At 69.7% G+C, this 17,467-nt stretch carries 9 protein-coding genes, 1 tRNA gene and 1 rRNA gene; 10 read left to right on the forward strand and 1 reads right to left on the reverse strand.

Annotation, left to right across the window (positions count from 1 at the left end):
* Positions 1–7 precede the first annotated feature (7 nt).
* Both rrf and CCZ36_RS27035 read left to right on the forward strand, forming a co-directional pair.
* Positions 8–124: ribosomal RNA gene (gene rrf / locus CCZ36_RS27030) — 5S ribosomal RNA — on the forward strand.
* A 181-nt stretch (positions 125–305) separates the two neighbouring features.
* Positions 306–378, forward strand: a tRNA-Thr gene (locus CCZ36_RS27035).
* Positions 379–445: 67 nt separating this feature from the next.
* On the opposite strand, the gene CCZ36_RS27040 is transcribed toward CCZ36_RS27035, so the two are convergent.
* Positions 446–3,073 carry a SpoIIE family protein phosphatase gene (locus CCZ36_RS27040; RefSeq protein ID WP_069738702.1) on the reverse strand — a complete coding sequence of 876 codons (2,628 nt, stop codon included), beginning with the start codon at positions 3,071–3,073 and terminating at the stop codon, positions 446–448.
* A 397-nt stretch (positions 3,074–3,470) separates the two neighbouring features.
* Here CCZ36_RS27040 and CCZ36_RS27045 point away from each other — a divergent pair, with 397 nt between their 5' ends.
* The 8 genes from CCZ36_RS27045 (at position 3,471) to CCZ36_RS27080 (ending at position 17,433) form a co-directional block, all read left to right on the forward strand.
* Positions 3,471–8,930, forward strand: coding sequence for a HAMP domain-containing protein (locus tag CCZ36_RS27045; RefSeq protein ID WP_069738701.1), 5,460 nt, complete (start codon positions 3,471–3,473; stop codon positions 8,928–8,930).
* Positions 8,931–9,174: 244 nt separating this feature from the next.
* The gene (locus CCZ36_RS27050; protein WP_128818752.1) at positions 9,175–9,858 is read left to right on the forward strand and encodes a response regulator; all 684 of its coding nucleotides are present in this window, start codon (positions 9,175–9,177) and stop codon (positions 9,856–9,858) included.
* Positions 9,859–10,026: 168 nt separating this feature from the next.
* Positions 10,027–12,816 (forward strand): DNA translocase FtsK, encoded by a 2,790-nt coding sequence (locus tag CCZ36_RS27055; protein ID WP_069738705.1) that lies wholly within the window; start codon positions 10,027–10,029, stop codon positions 12,814–12,816.
* A 321-nt stretch (positions 12,817–13,137) separates the two neighbouring features.
* Positions 13,138–13,938 carry a helix-turn-helix domain-containing protein gene (locus tag CCZ36_RS27060; protein WP_069738700.1) on the forward strand — a complete coding sequence of 267 codons (801 nt, stop codon included), beginning with the start codon at positions 13,138–13,140 and terminating at the stop codon, positions 13,936–13,938.
* Between the two features lie 163 nt (positions 13,939–14,101).
* Positions 14,102–15,583 (forward strand): 30S ribosomal protein S12 methylthiotransferase RimO, encoded by a 1,482-nt coding sequence (gene rimO, locus CCZ36_RS27065; RefSeq protein WP_069738699.1) that lies wholly within the window; start codon positions 14,102–14,104, stop codon positions 15,581–15,583.
* The gene (gene pgsA, locus CCZ36_RS27070; protein WP_069738698.1) at positions 15,580–16,434 is read left to right on the forward strand and encodes a CDP-diacylglycerol--glycerol-3-phosphate 3-phosphatidyltransferase; all 855 of its coding nucleotides are present in this window, start codon (positions 15,580–15,582) and stop codon (positions 16,432–16,434) included. The genes rimO and pgsA overlap by 4 nt, the downstream gene beginning before the upstream one ends.
* Positions 16,431–16,940, forward strand: coding sequence for a CinA family protein (locus CCZ36_RS27075; RefSeq protein WP_069738697.1), 510 nt, complete (start codon positions 16,431–16,433; stop codon positions 16,938–16,940). The genes pgsA and CCZ36_RS27075 overlap by 4 nt, the downstream gene beginning before the upstream one ends.
* A 109-nt stretch (positions 16,941–17,049) precedes the next feature.
* Positions 17,050–17,433: a helix-turn-helix domain-containing protein gene (locus CCZ36_RS27080; RefSeq protein ID WP_015611861.1), complete on the forward strand. Its 384-nt coding sequence runs from the start codon at positions 17,050–17,052 to the stop codon at positions 17,431–17,433.
* Positions 17,434–17,467: the final 34 nt, after the last annotated feature.

A 17,467-nucleotide genomic window follows, 5' to 3' on the forward strand; every position in this document is an offset into this window, starting at 1 on the left:
ATAGTGTTTCGGTGGTCATTGCGTTAGGGAAACGCCCGGTTACATTCCGAACCCGGAAGCTAAGCCTTTCAGCGCCGATGGTACTGCAGGGGGGACCCTGTGGGAGAGTAGGACGCCGCCGAACAATCTTTCCGGGAAAGCCCCGCACCTTCTGGTGCGGGGCTCTTCTGCTTTCCGGGACCGGAGCACCAGGCCCGAACCTGCGGCTCCTACCGTCCCTCTACCGCCCCTCCGAGCCACCGATCGCGATTATGCATATCCCTTGATCCCGTGTATGGTTTACCTCGTTGCCGCAGCGCAACGAGGCCCCAATAGCTCAGTCGGTAGAGCGTCTCCATGGTAAGGAGAAGGTCTGCGGTTCGATTCCGCATTGGGGCTCTGAACAACGAAAGGCCCCCGCCACATGGCGGGGGCCTTTCGCGTTGCCGAGGAGCGCCGAGCGGAGTCAGGTCAGCGGAGGCTCCGGGACGCGCATGGCCAGGATCGCCATGTCGTCCGAGGCCGGCTCGGCGGCGAAGCGCTCCACGGCCCGCAGGATGCGAGAGGCGACCGCTCCGGCCGTCAGGCCCGTACACGTCGACAGGACGTCCGCGAGGCCGTCGTCGCCCAGCATGCGGGTTCCCTCGCGGCGTTCGGTGACACCGTCCGTGACGCACAGCAGGACGTCGCCCGGGTCGAGGACGACCTCCTGCTCGTACAGGTCGAGGTCGTCGAGCACGCCCAGCAGGGGCTGCGGTTCCGCGGCGGCCTCCACGGAGCCGTCCTGGCGCAGGCGCAGCGGCAGCGGGTGGCCGGCGCAGACCACCTTCAGGAGGGCGCTGCCGTCCTCCTGGGGCCACAGCTCGCCGTACAGGAGGGTCAGGAAGCGGCTACGGGCGCCCTCGTCGAGGATCGCGGCGTTGAGGCGCTCCAGGACCGCCGGGCCGCCGAAGCCCTCGCGGGCCAGCAGGCGCAGCGCGTGGCGGGCCAGGCCCGTGACGGCGGCCGCCTCGGGGCCCGTACCGCAGACGTCGCCGATGGCGAAGCCGTACGCGCCGTCGCAGATCGGGAAGACGTCGTAGAAGTCGCCGCCGACCTCGTTGCCCTCGCCCGCGGCACGGTAGATGACCTCGATCTCGACGTTCGGTACGTCGGGGAGGCCCGGGGGCAGCAGGCTGCGCTGGAGGGACTGGCTGATCGCCATGCGCTCCGAGTACAGGCGGGCGTTGTCCAGGGCCAGGGCGGCCCTGCGGGACAGGTCCTCGGCCAGTTCCAGGATCTCCTGGCGGAAGTGGTCGTCCGAGGGCTTCCCGAGCGTCAGCATGCCGATCACACGGTTGCGGGCGACCAGCGGAAGGACCACCGTCTCCCCGCCGACCGCCTGGGCCGTGGCGAGCGTCGTGCGGGTGGCCGTGCTCATGCTCAGCGGGGCGTCGTGGGCCAGGCTGCGGGTCGACGTGGACAGGGCCGCACGGTGGCCCGCCTCCGCCGGGGCGGCCCAGACGCGGGCGCCCGGCGTCGGGACCGGATCCGGTGGGGCGATCTTCGAGAGCAGGGCCTTGAGGCCGTCGATGAGGTCCTCGTCCTCGTGGAGCACGTACGAGAGGTACGGATCGGAGGACTGGTCCGCGATCGTGTAGACCGCGCACCAGGTGGCCAGGGTCGGGACCGTCATCTGGGCCATCAGCGCCAGGGTCTGGTCCCGGTCCAGCGTGCCGGCCAGCAGGTCGGAGGCCTCGACGAGGAAGGACAGGGAGCCGCGGCGCAGCCGCTCCAGCTCGCCGAGGCGGGCGGACTCCACGGCCAGCGCGATGCGGTCGGCAGCGAACTGGAGGCGCAGGGCCTCCTCGTTCGAGTAGCGGCCCGCGCCCTCCGCCGCGACGCCGAGAGAGCCGGTGAGTCGCCCCTCGACCTTCAGCGGGACCGTGACGACCGACCGCATCCCGGTGTCGGTGAGGAGCGGGACGGCGCCGGGAACGGCGGTCAGGTCCTCGTGGACGGCCGGCATGCGGGCGGAGCCGTAGCGTCCCGTTCCGGCTTCCACGGGGACCCGGGCGAAGCGCTGGCGGGCCGAGGGGAGGCCCGTCGTCGCGCGGACCTCCAGCTCCGTCTCGTCGTCCGTGGCGAGGAGGAGGAACGCGGCGTCGGCGTCGAGCATGTCGCGGGCCCGCTCGACCGTTCGTTGAAGCAGGCCGTCGAGGTCGTCGGGGGCGGGCGAGCCGATGAAGACCTCGAACGGGTCCGTGGTGCGGCTGTCGGAGGAGGCGTCGGAGACCGGGGCGCGGACCGGGCTCTGGAGCACGGCGCGTTCGTCGTCGCGGACGAGGAGGCAGACCGTGGACGGGTCGCCGTCGGTGTCGCGGACCCGCAGGTGCGAGGCGTAGACGGCGATGGTCCGGCCGTCCGCGCCGCGGATGCCGTAGCTGCCCTCCCAGCGGGAGAGCTGGAGGGCGTCGGCGATGCCGGTGTTGGTGCCCGGGGTGTGCGGCCAGGCCACGAAGTCGGTGAACTGCTTCCCGGTGACCTGCTCCGTGGTGTGCCCGAAGACATACGCGGCGTCGTCGTTCCACGCGCTGATCGCGCCGGCGCTGTCGATCTGGACGACGGCGACCCGGATCCGCTGGTCGGTGACCGGGAGGAGCGAGGTGGGCAGGACGGGGCCGGCGGAGCGGATGCCCACGGGCCGGTCGGGCAGGTCCAGCTGGAACCACACGTGCTTGCGGGTGGGGGAGTACTCGACGCCCCAGCGGGAGGCCAGGGCGGCGCAGAGCAGCAGACCGCGGCCGTTCTCGCGGTCCGGGCTGCCGAAGTCGAGGCCGCTGCTCTGGAGCGGGACCTCGCGTTCCGGGTAGTGGTCGGAGACCTCGACGCGGACGCCGTCCTCGGTGCGCAGGCACAGGACGTCGGCCGCCGTCCCCGCGTGAATGACGGCATTGGTCACGAGCTCACTGGTGAGGACGACGGCGTCGTCCACGACATCGTTGTAGCCCCACCCCTGGAGCGTGTCCCGGACGAAGGCGCGGGCGGTCGCGACCGAGCGCCCGACCGGTTCGAAGGTGGCGGCCGCGCGCGCGGTGATCACAGCACTCCCCATATTGGTGTCTCGTCGCTTCCCCGAGTCCTGTGCCCGTTTATCGCCGCTTCGATTCGCTTGCCAGGCTAGACGTATCTCAAGGCTGCCGGGTACACGAGGGCCGAGTTCGGGACAAGTCGCCCCGGTGGTGCGCGGGCGCACAAGTATGGACTCCCGGTGCACGGGATGGGGAGCAACCGGTGCAGTTTTCCCGCCGACCCGTTCCGGCCTGGTACGTTGCAACGATTTGACGTCCGTCCGGCCGCCCGTTGACGGTGTGCTGTGGCGGTGAGCCAAAGTGGAACTGGGCAAGCTTCCGGATAGGCCCGAGTGAACGGTCAACCCCTGCGGGAGGGACACGGTGGAGTCTGGCGTGGCGGCGCAGGGTTCGAAGGCGCGTACAAAAGGCGGACAGTCCGTGAAAAAGCAGCGCAATGGCACCGTCGAAGTGGACGCGGCCGCTCTGAACAGAGTGCTCGCGGGCCTCGTGGCGATGCGCGACGGCAATTTCCGCAGGCGGCTCACCGTCTCGGGCGACGGTGTGATGACGGAGATCGCGGCGGTCTTCAACGAGGTCGCCGACCGCAATCTCCATCTCACCGGTGAGCTGGCGCGCGTACGGCGGGTGGTCGGGCGCGAGGGCAAGCTCACGGAGCGGCTGGAGACGGGCGCCTGTGAGGGTTCCTGGGCCGCCGCCATCGACGCCTCCAACGAGCTCGTCGACGATCTCGCGCGACCGGTTTCCGAAGTGGGCCGGGTTCTGTCGGCGGTCGCCGACGGTGATCTGGAACAGCGGATGGAGCTGCGCTCGCACACGCAGGACGAGACGGTACGGCCGCTGCGCGGCGAGTTCCTGAAGGTTGCCCGTACGGTCAACAACCTGGTCGACCAGCTGTCGGTCTTCACCGAGCAGGTGACCCGGGTCGCCGTCGAGGTGGGCACCGAGGGCAAGCTCGGCGGCCAGGCTCAGGTGCGGGGGATGTCCGGGTCCTGGAAGGACCTCACGGACTCCGTGAACACCATGGCGTACCGGCTCACCGCCCAGGTGCGCGACATCGCGCTGGTGACGACGGCGGTCGCCAAGGGCGATCTTTCGCGGAAGGTCACCGTCCATGTGGCCGGTGAGATGCTCCAGCTGAAGAACACCGTCAACACGATGGTCGACCAGCTGTCCTCGTTCTCCTCCGAGGTGACCCGTGTCGCCCGTGAGGTGGGTACGGAGGGTGAGCTGGGCGGTCAGGCGACCGTGCCGGGTGTGGCAGGGGTGTGGAAGGACCTCACCGACTCCGTCAACACGATGGCGGGCAACCTCACCTCCCAGGTGCGCGGGATCGCGGAGGTGACGACGGCGGTCGCCAGTGGTGACCTGACGCAGAAGGTCACGGTGAGCGCGCGCGGCGAGGTCGCCCAGCTCGCCGAGACGATCAACCAGATGACCGAGACGCTGCGGACCTTCGCGGACGAAGTGACCCGGGTGGCGAGCGAGGTCGGTGGCGAGGGGCTCCTCGGCGGTCAGGCGCAGGTGCCCGGTGCCGCCGGGACCTGGAAGGACCTCACCGACTCGGTGAACACGGTCTTCCGGAACCTCACCACGCAGGTGCGCGACATCGCGCAGGTGACGACCGCGGTGGCCAGCGGCGACATGTCGCAGAAGGTCACGGTCGACGTGGCCGGCGAGATGCTGGAGCTGAAGAACACCGTCAACACGATGGTGGACCAGCTCCAGTCGTTCGGTTCCGAGGTGACCCGGGTGGCTCGGGAGGTCGGCGTCGAGGGCCGCCTCGGCGGGCAGGCGGAGGTACCGGGGGCGGCGGGGACGTGGAAGGACCTCACCGACTCGGTGAACACCGCGTTCCGTAACCTGACCGGTCAGGTCCGGGACATCGCGCAGGTCACCACGGCGGTCGCCAACGGTGACCTGTCGCAGAAGGTCACCGTGGACGTGGCCGGCGAGATGCTGGAGCTGAAGAACACCGTCAACACGATGGTGGCGCAGCTCTCCAGCTTCGCCGATCAGGTGACGCGGATGGCCCGGGACGTGGGCACCGAGGGCCGCCTCGGCGGTCAGGCGCGGGTGGACGGCGTCTCGGGTACGTGGAAGGAGCTGACGGACTCCGTCAACTTCATGGCCGGGAACCTCACCTCCCAGGTGAGGCAGATCGCGCAGGTGACGACTGCCGTGGCGCGGGGCGACCTGTCGCAGAAGATCGACGTGGACGCCCGGGGCGAGATCCTGGAGCTCAAGAACACCATCAACACCATGGTCGACCAGCTGTCCGCCTTCGCCGACCAGGTCACCAGGGTGGCCCGGGAAGTGGGTACGGACGGCCGGCTCGGCGGTCAGGCGCAGGTGCCCGGCGTCGCCGGAGTGTGGCGCGATCTGACCGATTCGGTGAACGGCATGGCGGGGAACCTCACCGCTCAGGTCCGTAACATCGCGCAGGTCGCCACGGCGGTCGCGCGCGGTGACCTGTCGCAGAAGATCGACGTGGACGCCCGGGGCGAGATCCTGGAGCTGAAGAACACCCTCAACACGATGGTGGACCAGCTGTCCAACTTCGCGGAGCAGGTGACGCGGGTCGCCCGTGAGGTGGGTACGGAAGGCATCCTCGGCGGTCAGGCCGAGGTGCAGGGCGTGTCCGGTACGTGGAAGGACCTCACTCAGTCCGTCAACGGCATGGCGAACAACCTGACCCTCCAGGTCCGGAACATCGCCGAGGTCACCACCGCGGTCGCCAAGGGCGATCTCTCGAAGAAGATCACCGTTGACGCCAAGGGCGAGATCCTCGAACTGGTCACGACCGTCAACACGATGGTCGACCAGCTGCTGAACTTCGCCGACGAGGTGTCCCGGGTGGCCCGCGAGGTGGGCACCGAGGGGATTCTCGGCGGTCAGGCGCGGGTGCGCGGGGCGACCGGCATCTGGAAGGACCTCAGCGAGAACGTCAACCTGATGGCCAACAACCTGACCAGCCAGGTGCGCAACATCTCCCGGGTCTCCTCCGCGGTCGCCAACGGCGATCTCACCAAGAAGGTCACCGTGGAGGCGCGCGGCGAGGTCGCGGAGCTGGCCGACACGGTCAACACGATGGTGACGACGCTGTCCTCGTTCGCCGACGAGGTCACGCGGGTGGCCCGTGAGGTGGGTACGGAGGGCGAACTGGGCGGCCAGGCCCGGGTGCCGGGGGTCGCCGGTACGTGGAAGGACCTCACCGAGTCCGTGAACTCGATGGCCTCCAACCTGACCGGCCAGGTGCGGCAGATCGCCACGGTCACCACCGCCATCGCCAAGGGTGATCTGACCAAGAAGATCGACATCGACGCGCGCGGTGAGATCCAGGAGCTCAAGAACACCATCAACACGATGGTCGACCAGCTGTCCTCGTTCGCCGAGCAGGTGACCCGGGTCGCCCGCGAGGTGGGCACCGAGGGGCAGTTGGGCGGTCAGGCGCGGGTGCGGGACGTGGACGGCACCTGGCGCGACCTCACCGAGTCGGTGAACGAGATGGCCGGGAACCTGACCCGTCAGGTGCGCGCCATCGCGGCCGTCGCCACCGCGGTGACCCGCGGCGATCTGAACCTCAAGATCGATGTGGACGCGGCCGGGGAGATCCAGGTCCTCCAGGACAACATCAACACGATGATCGCGAACCTCCGCGACACGACCCTCGCCAACAAGGAGCAGGACTGGCTGAAGGGCAACCTCGCCCGGATCTCCGGTCTGATGCAGGGCCGCCGCGATCTGGACGACGTGGCCTCGCTGATCATGAGCGAGCTGACGCCGGTGGTCTCGGCGCAGCACGGCGCGTTCTTCCTGGCCATGTCCCCGGGCGACTCGGACGAGGTCGGTCCCGACAACGGCGACGACGGTGCGTACGAGCTGCGGATGCGGGGGAGTTACGGCTACTCGGCGGGTTCGATGCCGACCTCGTTCCGGCCCGGTGAGACGCTCATCGGGACGGCGGCCGAGGAGAAGCGGACGATCCAGGTGGACAATGTGCCGCCGGGATATCTGAAGATCTCCTCCGGTCTCGGGGAGGCGCCGCCCGCGCATGTGATCGTGCTGCCGGTGCTGTTCGAGGGCAAGGTCCTCGGGGTGATCGAGCTGGCCTCCTTCCAGCCGTTCACGCACATCCAGCGGGACTTCCTCAACCAGCTCGCCGAGATGATCGCGACGAGCGTCAACACGATCAGCGTCAACACCAAGACCGAGAAGCTGCTGGAGCAGTCGCAGGAGCTGACCGAGCAGCTGCGTGACCGCTCGCAGGAGTTGGAGAACCGGCAGAAGGCCCTCCAGGCGTCCAACGCCGAACTGGAGGAGAAGGCCGAGCTGCTGGCCCAGCAGAACCGCGACATCGAGGTGAAGAACACCGAGATCGAGGAGGCACGCCAGGTCCTGGAGGAGCGCGCCGAGCAGCTCGCGGTCTCGATGCGCTACAAGTCCGAGTTCCTGGCGAACATGTCGCACGAGCTGCGCACCCCGCTCAACTCGCTGCTGATCCTGGCCAAGTTGCTGGCGGACAACGCCGAGGGCAATCTCTCGCCGAAGCAGGTGGAGTTCGCCGAGACGATCCACGGGGCCGGATCCGATCTGCTCCAGCTGATCAACGACATCCTCGACCTCTCCAAGGTCGAGGCGGGCAAGATGGACGTCAGCCCGACCCGGATCGCCCTGGTCCAGCTGGTCGACTACGTGGAGGCGACCTTCCGCCCGCTCACCGCGGAGAAGGGGCTCGACTTCTCCGTACGGGTGTCGCCGGAGCTGCCGGCGACGCTGCACACCGACGAGCAGCGGCTGCTCCAGGTGCTGCGCAACCTGCTGTCCAACGCGGTGAAGTTCACCGACACCGGCGCGGTGGAGCTGGTGATCCGGCCGGCCGGCGCCGATGTGCCGAACGCGATCCGGGAGCATCTGCTGGAGGCGGGTTCGCTGAGGGACGCCGAAGCCGATCTGATCGCGTTCTCGGTCACCGACACCGGGATCGGGATCGCGTCCAGCAAGATGCTGGTGATCTTCGAGGCGTTCAAGCAGGCGGACGGCACGACGAGCCGGAAGTACGGCGGCACCGGTCTCGGTCTCTCCATCAGCCGGGAGATCGCCCGGCTGCTCGGTGGCGAGATCCACGCGGCGAGCGAGCCGGGACGGGGTTCGACCTTCACCCTGTACCTGCCGCTGCACCGCGCCGAGCTGCCGCCCCAGGGCTTCCCCGCGGTCGGTTCCGGTTCCGCCGAGGTGCTGGGTGGCGCGGGCGAGATGGGGCAGGCGCAGCCGCCGCAGGGCCAGTCGGCTCCGTACGGCGACCCGGCCAACTCGGCAGGGGTGTTCCGCAGGCGGCGCAAGGCCCTGGGGGACGCGGCCCGCAAGCCCGCGCTGCCGGCCGGTCGCACGGCGTCCGAGGGCGCCCCGCAGCAGGAGGAGTGGGTGCAGGGGAGCCAGGGCGGGAGTCAGGGGCAGGAGCAGGGCGCGGCGGCCGAGCCGGCGCCTCGGCGGACATTCCGTTTCCGGGGCGAGAAGGTGCTCATCGTCGACGACGACATCCGCAACGTCTTCGCACTCACCAGCGTGCTGGAGCAGCACGGGCTCTCCGTGCTGTACGCGGAGAACGGCCGTGAGGGCATCGAAGTCCTGGAGCAGCACGACGATGTGACGGTCGTGCTGATGGACATCATGATGCCCGAGATGGACGGGTACGCGACGACGACCGCGATCCGGCGGATGCCGCAGTTCGCCGGACTGCCGATCGTCGCGCTCACCGCGAAGGCGATGAAGGGCGACCGGGAGAAGGCCATCGATTGCGGAGCTTCCGACTATGTGACGAAGCCGGTCGATCCTGATCATCTGCTTGCGGTGATGGAGCAGTGGATGCACGGAGAGTGATCGAGGATTGAATGAATTGGCGTGAGTTGTTGACCGACTGTGCTCGAACGGGTGTGAACGCGCCGTATTCGGGGAACCTTCTGGTCTCCCACCGCGTTTGCGGTATGTGCACAGTGACATCGCGGTGACAGGGTGTGGTGACGGGCGGGGTGCGGCTACCATGACCGGCACAAGGACGGACGGCGTAAGGGAGTCGTCCCCTGGGGCGGCACCCGGTGCATTTCCGGGGCGAGGAGGGCGGGCCATGGTGCAGAAGGCCAAGATCCTCCTGGTCGATGACCGGCCGGAGAATCTGCTGGCGCTGGAGGCCATCCTCTCTGCGCTCGATCAGACACTGGTGCGGGCATCGTCAGGGGAGGAGGCGCTCAAAGCGCTGCTCACGGACGACTTCGCGGTCATCCTGCTGGACGTCCAGATGCCGGGCATGGACGGTTTCGAGACCGCCGCGCACATCAAGCGGCGCGAGCGGACCCGGGACATCCCGATCATCTTCCTCACCGCGATCAACCACGGTCCGCACCACACCTTCCGTGGGTACGCGGCCGGTGCGGTGGACTACATCTCCAAGCCCTTCGACCCGTGGGTGCTGCGGGCCAAGGTGTCCGTCTTCGTCGAGCTGTACATGAAGAACTGCAAGCTCCGCGAGCAGGCGGCCCTGCTGCGGCTCCAGTTGGAGGGCGACGGCCACGCGGGCGGCGAGAACGAGAAGGAGCCGGCCGGTCTGCTGGCCGAACTCTCCGCACGGCTCGCGGCGGTCGAGGAGCAGGCGGAAGCGCTCTCCAAGCAGCTCGACGACGAATCCGCGGACGCCGCGGCGGTCGCCACCGCGGCTCACCTGGAGCGCAAGCTGACCGGTCTGCGCCGCGCGCTCGACGCGCTGGAGCCGGGCACCGGTGGGGGCGCGGGCGTCCTGCCCGCACAGGGCTGACATTCCCCAGCCCCTGGCGCGTCGATCCTCGCTCGTGCGCAGCCCCTGCCGTGAAGCGGAGCCGGGGCCATGAGGCGGCGTCAGTTCCCGGCCGCTCGGAGGCGACACGGTCGGGTGAACCAGTAGGCGAACGTGTTCACGGGCGACGACAGCGGTAACCTCGGCACCATGGCCTCACGTACGTCCGGCAAGGGTTCCCAGGGCACGGCGGGCACCGCCAAGCGCGTCGGCCGTACTTCAGGCCCGGCGAAGAAAGCCGCGCCCGCCAAGAAGACCGCACCGAAGAAGTCGGCTGCCCCCGCGAAGAAGGCTCCCGCGAAGAAGGCGGCGGCCAAGAAGCCCGCGCCCAGGCCCGCGCCGTCACCCACCGGGGGCGTCTACCGGCTGGTGCGCGCGGTCTGGCTCGGAACGGCCCACGGTGTCGGCGCGGTGTTCCGCTCGATAGGGCGCGGTGCCAAGGGACTTGACCCCGCCCACCGCAAGGACGGGCTCGCACTCCTCCTGCTGGGCCTGGCTCTGATCGTCGCCGCGGGCACCTGGTCCAATCTGCAGGGGCCGGTCGGCGACCTGGTCGAGATGCTGGTGACCGGGGCCTTCGGACGGCTCGACCTGCTCGCGCCGATACTGCTGGGCGCGATGGCGGTGCGGCTCATCCTGTACCCGGAGCGGCCCGAGGCCAACGGCCGTATCGTCATCGGGCTGTCCGCGCTGGTCATCGGGGTCCTCGGTCAGGTCCACATCGCCTGCGGTTCGCCGGGCCGGGACGCGGGCACCGAGGCCATGCAGGACGCGGGCGGACTGGTCGGCTGGGCCATGTCCAAGCCGCTGATCTTCATGATGGGCGAGGTGCTCGCCGTACCGCTGCTGGTGCTGCTGACCGTGTTCGGTCTCCTCGTCGTCACCGCCACCCCGGTCAACGCCATTCCGCGGCGGCTGCGTCAGCTCGGCGTCCGCCTCGGCATCGTCGAGCCCGCCCCCGAGGAGTACGAGGGGTACGAGGACGACGACGAGCGCTACGACGAACAGTGGCGTGAGGCGCTGCCCGAGCGGACCCGCCGACGCGGTACACGGCGTACGGACACGGACCCGGCGGACGACCACGACCGGGCCGAGGAGGAAGCGCTCACCAAGCGCCGCAGGACCCGCAGGCCCTCCGCGCAGCCCGCGATGAACCGGCCGCTGGACCCGGTGGACGTCGCCGCCGCCGCCGCTGCCGCGCTCGACGGGGCCGTGCTCAACGGCATGCCGCCCTCTCCGGTCGTCGCCGACCTGACCCAGGGCGTCTCCGTGGACCGGGAGCGCACCGGGACGCCCGTGCCCGGGGCCCGGGAGGCCGAGCGGGAGGAGCGCCCGAAGCCCGGAGTCCGCAAGTCCGCCCCCGCGCCCGAGGGCGGCGAGGAACGGTCGGGCGGGGTGCCCGACCTGACCAAGCCCGCCCCCGAGTCCGCGCAGGGGCTGCCCGGCCGAGCCGAACAGCTCCAGCTCTCCGGCGACATCACCTACTCCCTGCCCTCGCTCGACCTGCTGGAGCGCGGCGGCCCGGGCAAGACCCGCAGCGCCGCCAACGACCGTGTGGTCGAGTCGCTGACCACCGTGTTCACCGAGTTCAAGGTGGATGCCGCCGTCACCGGCTTCACCCGGGGGCCCACCGTCACCCGGTACGAGGTGGAGCTCGGCCCCGCCGTGAAGGTCGAGAAGATCACCGCGCTGACCAAGAACATCGCCTACGCCGTGGCCAGCCCGGATGTCCGGATCATCTCGCCCATCCCGGGCAAGTCGGCGGTCGGCATCGAGATCCCCAACAGCGACCGGGAGATGGTCAACCTCGGCGACGTGTTGCGCCTGGCCGAGGACGACGACCCGATGATGGTGGCCTTCGGCAAGGACGTCGAGGGCGGCTATGTCATGCACAGCCTGGCGAAGATGCCCCACATGCTCGTGGCCGGCGCCACGGGTTCCGGCAAGTCGTCCTGCATCAACTGCCTCATCACCTCGATCATGGTGCGGGCCACTCCCGAGGACGTGCGCATGGTCCTCGTCGACCCCAAGCGCGTCGAGCTGACCGCGTACGAGGGCATTCCGCACCTGATCACCCCGATCATCACCAACCCCAAGAAGGCCGCCGAGGCGCTGCAATGGGTCGTGCGCGAGATGGATCTGCGCTACGACGACCTCGCCGCCTTCGGCTTCCGGCACATCGACGACTTCAACAAGGCGGTACGCGAGGGCAAGGTGAAGCTCCCCGAGGGGAGCGAGCGCGAGCTGTCCCCGTACCCGTATCTGCTGGTGATCGTCGACGAGCTGGCCGACCTGATGATGGTGGCCCCGCGCGACGTCGAGGACTCGATCGTCCGCATCACCCAGCTCGCCCGCGCGGCCGGCATCCACCTGGTGCTCGCCACCCAGCGGCCCTCGGTCGACGTCGTGACCGGCCTGATCAAGGCGAACGTGCCCTCCCGGCTCGCCTTCGCCACCTCCTCGCTCGCCGACAGCCGCGTCATCCTCGACCAGCCCGGCGCCGAGAAGCTCATCGGCAAGGGCGACGGGCTCTTCCTCCCGATGGGCGCCAACAAACCCACCCGCATGCAGGGCGCCTTCGTCACCGAGGACGAGGTCGCGGCCGTCGTTCAGCACTGCAAGGACCAGATGGCCCCGGTCTTCCGGGAGGACGTCGTCGTCGGTACGAAGCAGAAGAAGGAGATCGACGAGGACATCGGCGACGACCTGGACCTGCTCTGCCAGGCCGCCGAGCTGGTCGTCTCCACCCAGTTCGGATCGACCTCGATGCTCCAGCGCAAGCTGCGGGTCGGCTTCGCCAAGGCGGGCCGGCTGATGGACCTGATGGAGTCCCGCTCCATCGTCGGACCCAGCGAGGGATCCAAGGCGCGGGACGTCCTGGTGAAACCCGACGAGCTCGACGGGGTGTTGGCCGTCATCCGCGGGGAATCCGCTTCGTAACGGAATCCGCTCCGTAAAGGTTTTGTGGGCAACCGTTTCGTACGGTCGTACGTCCAGTTGAAGGGAGGGACGGAACCGTGCTCCTCCCCGCAGCTCGCTCCGTCACCACCTCACCCTTGCTCCTACCCCGTTCGGCCCACTACAGGTTGCCCAGTCCTCGATCGGGGCTGTCCCCCGCCCCCGCTCCGCACCGGAGCCGGAGGCGGGGACGTCCGGCGAAACCCGATGGCGTACAAAGTCGTCCCTCCCGGTTGCCCCACCCTTTCGCACCCCCCCTAGACTGAACATCCAGCAGGTGGCTCACGCTCGAAAGGCGCCCCCGTGTCCATCGGCAACTCCCCCGAAGACGACCGGCCTTCGATCGGTCGTGCCCTTCAGCAGGCTCGCATCGCCGCAGGCCTGACGGCCGAGGAAGTCAGCAGCTCCACCCGGGTGCGCATCCCCATCGTGCACGCGATCGAGCAGGACGACTTCTCCCGCTGCGGCGGCGACGTCTATGCCCGCGGCCACATCCGCACGCTCGCCCGTGCCGTCGGCCTCGATCCGGCACCGCTGGTCGAGGAGTACGACGCCGATCACGGCGGCCGCCCCGCCCCGACCCCCGCGGCACCGTTGTTCGAAGCGGAACGCATCCGCTCCGAACCCCGACGGCCCAACTGGACCGCCGCCATGGTCGCGGCCATCGTCGCCGTCGTCGGGTTCGTCGGCTTCACGCTCTTCAGCGGCGAGGACGAACCCACCAACACCGCCCAGGTCGCGGAGGGCTCCAAGCCCGACAAGACCGCGGCCAAGCCCACCGCCACCGAGCCCGCCGACCCCGAGCCGGTGCCCTCCGAGAGCGCCATCGCCGCCGCCCCCCGGGACAAGGTGACGGTCAAGCTCAGCGCGGACCGCGGCAAGAGCTGGATCTCGGTCAAGGACCACAACGGACGGCGGCTCTTCGACGGGCTGCTGCTCCAGGGTGAGTCCAAGACCTTCCAGGACAAGGAGCGCATCGACCTCGTCCTCGGCGACGCCGGGGCCATCGGCCTCTTCGTCAACGGCAAGCAGGTCGAGGACCGCTTCGGTCCCGGCCAGGTCGAACGGCTTTCCTACACCAAGGGTGACCCCGAGGCCGGCTGATCCGAGCCCTCGTTTCCCTGCCGCGTCCCGACGGGCGCCCGGTCTCGCACCGGGCGCCCGTCGGCGTTCCCCGCCCGGCCCCGGCTGCTACGGGGAGTAACAGCGGTGGGGCAGGCAACCCTGCACGGCAGGGCGGTCGCCGGGACGAAGTAGTCTTGAGTCCATGCCCGAACGCCGTACCGTCGCCCTTGTCACTCTTGGCTGCGCCCGTAACGAGGTGGACTCGGAGGAGCTTGCAGGCCGCTTGGCAGCGGACGGCTGGGACCTCGTCGAGGACGCCTCGGACGCGGATGTCGCAGTCGTCAACACCTGTGGGTTCGTCGAAGCCGCCAAGAAGGACTCCGTCGACGCCCTGCTCGAAGCCAACGATCTCAAGGACCACGGCCGCACCCAGGCCGTCGTCGCCGTCGGCTGCATGGCCGAGCGCTACGGCAAGGACCTCGCCGAGGCCCTGCCGGAGGCGGACGGCGTCCTCGGATTCGACGACTACGCCGACATCTCCGACCGGCTCCAGACCATCCTCAACGGCGGCATCCACGCCTCGCACACCCCGCGCGACCGCCGCAAGCTGCTGCCGATCAGCCCCGCCGAGCGGCAGGACGCCGCCGTGGCGCTGCCCGGCCACGCCCAGGAGGCGCCCGCCCCGGCCCCCGAGGACCTTCCCGAAGGCGTCGCCCCGGTCTCCGGTCCGCGAGCACCGCTGCGCCGCCGGCTCGGCACCAGCCCGGTCGCCTCGGTCAAGCTCGCCTCCGGCTGCGACCGCCGCTGCTCCTTCTGCGCCATCCCCTCCTTCCGCGGCTCCTTCATCTCGCGGCGGCCCTCGGACGTGCTCCAGGAGACCCGCTGGCTGGCCGAGCAGGGCGTCAAGGAGGTCATGCTCGTCTCCGAGAACAACACCTCCTACGGCAAGGACCTCGGCGACATCCGCCTCCTGGAGACCCTGCTGCCCGAGCTGGCCGATGTGGACGGCATCGAGCGGATCCGGGTCAGCTACCTCCAGCCCGCCGAGATGCGCCCCGGCCTCATCGACGTCCTCACCTCGACGCCGAAGGTCGCGCCGTACTTCGACCTCTCCTTCCAGCACTCCGCCCCCGGCGTGCTGCGCGCCATGCGCCGCTTCGGCGACACCGACCGCTTCCTGGAGCTCCTGGACACCATCCGGAGCAAGGCGCCCCAGGCCGGCGCCCGCTCCAACTTCATCGTCGGCTTCCCCGGCGAGACCGAGGCGGACCTCGCCGAGCTGGAACGCTTCCTCACCGGCGCCCGCCTCGACGCGATCGGCGTCTTCGGCTACTCCGACGAGGAGGGCACCGAGGCGGTCGGCTACGAGAACAAGCTGGACGCCGACGTCATCGCGGAACGCCTCGCCCACATCTCCCAGCTGGCCGAGGAGCTGACCTCGCAGCGGGCCGAGGAGCGGGTCGGCGAGACCCTCCAGGTGCTCGTGGAGTCCGTGGAGTCGGAGGACGACGGCGAGGTCGCGATCGGCCGTGCGGCCCACCAGGCCCCCGAAACCGACGGCCAGGTGCTCTTCACCACACGCGAGGGGCTCGTGCCGGGCCGTATGGTCGAGGCAAAGGCAGTGGGCACCGAGGGCGTCGACCTGGTGGCCGAACACCACGAGCTTGCGGAGGCAGCCAGATGACGGGAGTCCCGGCATCCGCGGCAGGCGGTTCCGGCGCGAAGCCGGTCCGCGGCGGCAAGCTGGGGACTGCGGCCGTCAACCAGGCCAGCCTGTGGAACATCGCCAACATCCTGACCATGGTGCGACTGCTGCTCGTGCCCGGCTTCGTCCTGCTGCTGTTCCACAACGGCGGCTACGATCCGGCCTGGCGCTCCTTCGCCTGGGCGGCCTTCGCCATCGCCATGATCACCGACCTGTTCGACGGCCATCTCGCGCGCACGTACAACCTGGTCACGGACTTCGGGAAGATCGCCGACCCGATCGCCGACAAGGCGATCATGGGCGCGGCGCTGGTCTCGCTGTCGATCCTGGGTGATCTGCCCTGGTGGATCACCGGTGTGATCATCGCGCGTGAGCTGGGCATCACCCTGATGCGGTTCTGGGTGATCCGCCATGCCGTGATCCCGGCCAGCCGGGGCGGCAAGCTGAAGACGCTCGCGCAGGGGACGGCGGTCGGGATGTACGTCCTGGCGCTCACCGGACCCCTGGCGACCCTGCGCTTCTGGGTGATGATGGTCGCCGTCGTGCTGACGGTCGTCACCGGACTCGACTACGTACGCCAGGCCGTCGTCCTGCGCCGCAAAGGCCTCGCGGCGGAGCGCGCCGCCGCGGCCGGGCGGGCGGCGGAGGCCGCGGAGGAGGCGTTGCAGACCGCGGCGGGGACCGCGGTCGGTGCCGGTGCCGCGGCCGGCGTGGCGGACGTACACGGTGGTGTCAGCGACGTACGGGGTGGCGTCGCCGACGTACGCGGTGCTGGGACGGATGTACGCGGTACGGCCGAGGCGCGCGACGCCGCGGAGGCCGAGCGGTGACAGCCGCGGCCCGGGTGCTCCGGCTTCTCGGGGCGCGGGGCGAGACGCTCGCCGTCGCGGAATCGCTGACCGGTGGCCTGGTCGCCGCCGAACTGACCTCCGTACCCGGAGCCTCACGGTCCTTCCGAGGCTCGGTGACGGCCTATGCCACCCCGCTGAAGCGGGACGTCCTGGGCGTCGACGCGACCCTTGTGGCGGAGCGCGGCGCGGTGGACCCCGAGGTCGCGTCGCAGATGGCGGCCGGTGTGCGCCGGGTGCTCGACGCGGACTGGGGGATTTCCACCACGGGCGTCGCGGGGCCGGAACCGCAGGACGGACAGCCCGTCGGCACCGTCTACGTGGCCGTCGCCGGACCCTCCGGCGTCGAGAAAGTGACGGCTCTGCGATTGAATGGTGAGAGGGCGGATATCCGTAGTGAGAGTGTGCGAGGCGTCCTCGAACTGCTCGCGAGCGAACTCGGTAGGAATGCGCGGGCACAGGATACGGAACAACCCGGGGGGAATTGATGTTTGCAGCCCTGAGTGAACACGACATCGCTCCCCGCACGGCCGCAGCACAAGGCGGTACGGTAGGGCGTGAAGGATGCGGCTACGCGGTCCGAGGAGGGAGCCACCGATGATTCTGCTCCGTCGCCTGCTGGGTGACGTGCTGCGTCGGCAGCGCCAGCGCCAAGGCCGTACTCTGCGCGAAGTCTCCTCGTCCGCCCGGGTCTCGCTCGGTTATCTCTCCGAGGTGGAGCGGGGGCAGAAGGAGGCATCCTCCGAACTGCTCTCCGCGATTTGCGACGCGCTTGACGTACGGATGTCCGAGCTCATGCGAGAGGTGAGCGACGAGCTCTCGCTCGCGGAGCTGGCCGAGTCGGCAGCTGCCACTGATCCGGTCCCAGTACCGGTTCGTCCCATGCTCAATTCCGTCTCCGTCTCGTCGGTCGCAGGTGTGCCGTCGGGACGTGTGACCATCAAGGCGCCCGCGGAAGCGGTGGACGTCGTCGCCGCCTGATCCACGCGGCACTGAGCTCGACCGGAGTCCCGGT

Source organism: Streptomyces sp. S063 (assembly GCF_002832675.1).
GTDB classification, from domain to species: Bacteria; Actinomycetota; Actinomycetes; order Streptomycetales; family Streptomycetaceae; genus Streptomyces; species Streptomyces sindenensis.

Excerpts from the sequence above, each read along its gene's own strand:
- CCZ36_RS27040 (WP_069738702.1), bottom strand. The coding sequence starts at position 3,073 with ATGGGGAGTGCTGTGATCACCGCGCGCGCGGCCGCCACCTTCGAACCG.
- CCZ36_RS27050 (WP_128818752.1), top strand. The coding sequence starts at position 9,175 with ATGGTGCAGAAGGCCAAGATCCTCCTGGTCGATGACCGGCCGGAGAAT.
- CCZ36_RS27055 (WP_069738705.1), top strand. The coding sequence starts at position 10,027 with ATGGCCTCACGTACGTCCGGCAAGGGTTCCCAGGGCACGGCGGGCACC.
- rimO (WP_069738699.1), top strand. The coding sequence starts at position 14,102 with ATGCCCGAACGCCGTACCGTCGCCCTTGTCACTCTTGGCTGCGCCCGT.
- pgsA (WP_069738698.1), top strand. The coding sequence starts at position 15,580 with ATGACGGGAGTCCCGGCATCCGCGGCAGGCGGTTCCGGCGCGAAGCCG.
- CCZ36_RS27080 (WP_015611861.1), top strand. The coding sequence starts at position 17,050 with ATGATTCTGCTCCGTCGCCTGCTGGGTGACGTGCTGCGTCGGCAGCGC.